5 protein-coding genes are annotated in these 4,141 nt (G+C 63.1%); 2 read left to right on the forward strand and 3 right to left on the reverse strand.

What is annotated here, in order from left to right:
* Positions 1–99: integrase (locus GY791_10100; GenBank protein MCP4328771.1), on the forward strand; the 99-nt coding region annotated here is incomplete at its 5' end.
* Positions 100–111: 12 nt separating this feature from the next.
* Positions 112–1,308, forward strand: coding sequence for an IS91 family transposase (locus GY791_10105; GenBank protein MCP4328772.1), 1,197 nt, complete (start codon positions 112–114; stop codon positions 1,306–1,308).
* Between the two features lie 553 nt (positions 1,309–1,861).
* Here GY791_10105 and GY791_10110 read toward each other — a convergent pair.
* The 3 genes from GY791_10110 to GY791_10120 form a co-directional block, all read right to left on the reverse strand.
* Entirely contained in the window at positions 1,862–2,746 is an 885-nt protein-coding gene (locus tag GY791_10110) for a glycine betaine ABC transporter substrate-binding protein (GenBank protein MCP4328773.1), read from the reverse strand.
* 71 nt (positions 2,747–2,817) lie between these two features.
* Positions 2,818–3,558 (reverse strand): ABC transporter permease, encoded by a 741-nt coding sequence (locus tag GY791_10115; protein ID MCP4328774.1) that lies wholly within the window; start codon positions 3,556–3,558, stop codon positions 2,818–2,820.
* Positions 3,551–4,141, reverse strand: a 591-nt coding sequence (locus GY791_10120; GenBank protein ID MCP4328775.1) for a CBS domain-containing protein, incomplete at its 5' end; no start/stop codon positions are given. The genes GY791_10115 and GY791_10120, both read right to left, overlap by 8 nt.

A 4,141-nucleotide genomic window follows, 5' to 3' on the forward strand; every position in this document is an offset into this window, starting at 1 on the left:
ACCACGGCCCGCTACACCCATGTCGCCACCAAGCTGATCCGCGACACGGCGAGCCCCTACGAACTGCTGGAGCAACTTCGGGACCGAAGTCTGGAATGACGGGCGCGGGCGCTGCCCCGCCCGAAGCTGGAGATCGCTGACATCTTCCGTGCGTACGGCCCCGCGTGGCGGCGGGCCAATGCGGGGCATGTCAGCCTCTCCCAGCTGAGGGTGATGTCGGTGATCGAGGCCTGCCGGACCGAGGCGCTCGGCGGGCATGTGGCTGGCTGCGCCAAGTGCGGCCACCACCACATCGCCTACAACTCCTGCAAGAACCGTCATTGCCCCAAGTGTCAGGGGCCCGCGGCTCGGGACTGGATGGCCGCGCGCGGCGAGGACCTGCTGCCGGTCGAGTATTTCCACGTCGTGTTCACCCTGCCGGCCGAGATCGCGCGGATCGCCTACTGGAACAAGCGCGCCATCTACGGCTTGCTGTTCAGGGCGTCAGCTGAGACCGTTACGACGATCGCCGCTGATCCCAAGCGCCTTGGAGCACGTGTCGGCATGACCAGCGTGCTCCACACCTGGGGCTCTGCGCTCACGCACCATCCCCACATCCACATGATCGTTCCCGGCGGTGGCCTGTCGCCGGACGGCACCCGGTGGGTCGCCTGCAAACCGGGCTTCTTCCTGCCGGTCCGGGTGCTGTCCCGGCTGTTCCGTCGTCTATTCTTGGAGGGGTTGCTGGCTCTGCATCGCTCCGGCGCGCTCACCTTCTTCGGTGATCTCACCGGACTGGCCGATGCCAACGCCTTCGCAGAATGGCTCGAACCGCTCCGCAAGGTTGAATGGGTCGTGTACGCCAAACCACCGTTCGGCGGCCCCGAGGCCGTGCTCGCCTATCTCGGCCGTTACACCCACAGGGTCGCCATCTCGAACCATCGCCTCGTCAGCGCGGACGCCGAGACCGTGGCGTTCCGCTGGAAGGACTATCGGATCAAGCGCGGCGATCGGATGAAGGTCATGCGCCTTGAGACGGGCGAGTTCATACGTCGCTTCCTGCTCCACGTCCTACCTGACGGATTCCACCGCATCCGGCACTACGGCCTCCTCGCCGGTGCTGGTCGCAGGGACAAGGTCGCGCTGATCCGGGCACTGCTCGGCACCGCCGCAAACGCCGCGCCAGACCGGTTCGACGACGACCCCACACCGCCGCTGACATTGCAAGAGCCGTGTCCCGACTGCGGCGGCCCAATGCGCATCATCGAGACCTTCCGGCGTGGTGAGTTACCGCGATCCAGGGCGCCACCAAGGCACCAGGCCGCATGACCCGATGCCCGTCACGTCGATCGTCTCACCGCCGGACTCCTGTCAGTTCCCGGGGCCAGTTCGGTATGCTGCAAATTCCACGGTTGACTGACGCCCCCCGACCACCGGCAACGTCTCATCCGGAAAACCGGGCCAAACCAGCCGAAAAAGGTCGGGATCAACGCGCCAGAGCTTCGTCACAAATCGCCTGGCCGACCCCAGGAACAAAAGCCGTCGTGGGGCTTTCCCCATAGGCCGCACCCAGCGTCCCGCGGCTTCCTCCTTGTCAGTTTTTTCAACGCGGGCCACCGCACCCAGTCACAACCCGAACGCCTTGGCCCGCATCAAAAAATCTAAGACTTTTGAGACCTTGATACCAAGGGTGCTCAATATCGACTCAATATTAAGCGCACTTGGTATCAGGTATTTGCCGGTCGATCGGTTCGCGCTTGAACCGTGTACTGTCGTAGTGCGTCGGGCCGCCAAGGCTCTAACGTCGATCACCCGGATTGAGGCCAGCCCGAAGGGAAGCCGCCCCCACCGAACGCGGGGACGGCCCGTTTCGGTATTGAGGCTAGATGAGGCCGTTCTCGGTCAGGAACGCGGTGGCGACATTCTCGATCGATTTCTTGTCGACGTCGACCTGGGCATTGAGGGCCTGCATGGTTTGGTCGTCAAGCTTCGCCGAAAGAGCGTTCAACGGCTCGGCGAGCTTGGGATTGGCCTCGAGCGTGTCGGAGCGGACAACCGGTGCGATCGCGTAATTGGGAAAGAATCCCTTGTCATCATCCAGCACCCGAAAGCCAAAGGCGGCAATGCGCCCGTCGGTGGCGAAGACCAGCGCAAGATCGACCTGCCCCTCGTTCAGAGCCTGATAGGTCAAGCCGGAATCCATAGCCTTGAGATCGGCGCGGGTTGTCTCGAAACCATAGGCTTCCTCAAGGCCGGGCAGCCCGTCCGGCCGCTTGGGGAACTCGGCATTGACTGCCATCACCAGCCCGCCATCCTGGTTGTAGCTTTCGGCGAGGTCGGACAAGGTCTTGATGCTGCCCGTGTCCTCGACGCCGTCCTTGACCGCCAGCGCATAGGTGTTGTTGGCGCTGGATGCGTCGAGCCAGGTCAGCCCCTGCTCGCCGTCGAGTTCCTTGACCTTGTCATAGGTCGCCGCGGCGTCGAGCCTTTCGTCGACCTTGTTGTAGGTGACCAGCGACGTGCCGGTATATTCCCAATAAACGTCGACCTGGCCGTTCAACTGCGCATCGCGAACGACCTGTGAACCCATACCGTCGCGCTTGTCGACGTCGAAGCCCTTGGCTTCGAGAAGCTGCGCGGTCATCTCGGCCAACAGCAATTGCTCGGTGAAGTTCTTGCCGCCGACCACGATCTCGTCGGCCTGGGCTGAGGCGGTCAGGGCAGCGCCCGCCACCACCGCGGCCAGGATACTCTTGAGACATTTCATGATTCTCTCCTCTTTCTGTTCTCTCGTTGGTTCGCCTTCGGTGAGGCCAAACCGGGGGGTGAAATGGGTGCCTATCGCAATGGATTGACCCCGCGCGGGATCGTCCAGAGCTGCATCTGCCCCATCAGGAAATCGACGAAGATCGCCAGAAGTGCGGTCGGGATCGCGCCCGCCAGCATCATGCTGAATTCGTTGAGCGCGATGCCGCTGAAGATTAGTTCGCCGAGGCCGCCACCGCCGATGAGAAAGGCCAGCGGCACGGTGCCGACATTGATCGCCAGCGCGGTCCTGATCCCCGCATAGATCACGAACATCGCGTTCGGCAGTTCGACTTTCCACAGGATCTGGCCAGCGCTCATGCCCATGCCACGAGCCGCTTCGATCAAGTGGGGCGGCACGGCACGAATACCGGCAAGCGTATTCGAGACGATCGGTAGGAGGGTCAGGATGAACAGACCGAAGATCGCCGGCGTATCGCCGATGCCGAGCAGGCTCATCGACAGGGCGAGGATCGCGAGGGTCGGGATCGTCGCGCCGACATTGAGCAACTGGAGCACGATATCGCCATAGCGCCGGAATGCCGATCGGGTCAGCGCGACGCCCAGCGGAACGCCGACAAGAACCGCCGCGCCGCCTGAAATCGCCACCAGCATGATGTGCTGGCGCCCGAGGTAGACGATGTCGTCCCACAGATCGAACATCGTCGGCAGCAGGCCGCTCGACCAGGCCCACGCGCCCAAAGCGAAGATCAGGATCAGAATCCCGATCCGCCAGAGACGATGGAGGCCGGCGACGGCGACGTGTTCAGCCATCGCGGTGGGCCTCGCCGAGCAGGTGGGTGATGCCGCGAAGGGTCACATATCCCTTGAATATGCGATCGTAGTCGACGCAGGCGAGCCACGCGACATCGTGCCTGAACATGGTTGAAACGGCTGTCCGCAGATCTTCGTTGACATTGATCGTCGTCGGCAGGGTCTCGTGGTGTTCGCCAACCTTGCCTTTCGTGGTCTGCGCGGTGTGGAGATCGACGAAGCCGCGGATCCGTTCGTTCGGTCCGACCATGACGATGGAGGTGTGGCCTTGCTCCTCCATCCGCGCCGCAGCCGCCGCGAGCGTGTCCTCGGCGCGGACGCTCGGCGGGTCGTGCATCATCGCGTCGCCGACGCTGAGGAGCTGGAGGCGCTTGAGCGTCCGGTCCGAACCGACGAAGTCCGAGACGAAGCGATTCTTCGGGTGGGCGAGAATGTTGTCGGGCGTGTCGTACTGGACGAGGCGGCCTTCGTTGAAAATGGCAATGCGGTCGGCCATCTTGACCGCTTCGTCGATGTCATGGCTGACGAACATGATGGTCTTCTTCATCTTCGCCTGCATCTTCAGGAACTCGTCCTGGATGAT

The sequence above is a fragment of the Alphaproteobacteria bacterium genome (assembly GCA_024244705.1).
GTDB lineage: Bacteria > Pseudomonadota > Alphaproteobacteria > JAAEOK01 > JAAEOK01 > JAAEOK01.

Excerpts from the sequence above, each read along its gene's own strand:
- GY791_10110 (MCP4328773.1), bottom strand. The coding sequence starts at position 2,746 with ATGAAATGTCTCAAGAGTATCCTGGCCGCGGTGGTGGCGGGCGCTGCC.
- GY791_10115 (MCP4328774.1), bottom strand. The coding sequence starts at position 3,558 with ATGGCTGAACACGTCGCCGTCGCCGGCCTCCATCGTCTCTGGCGGATC.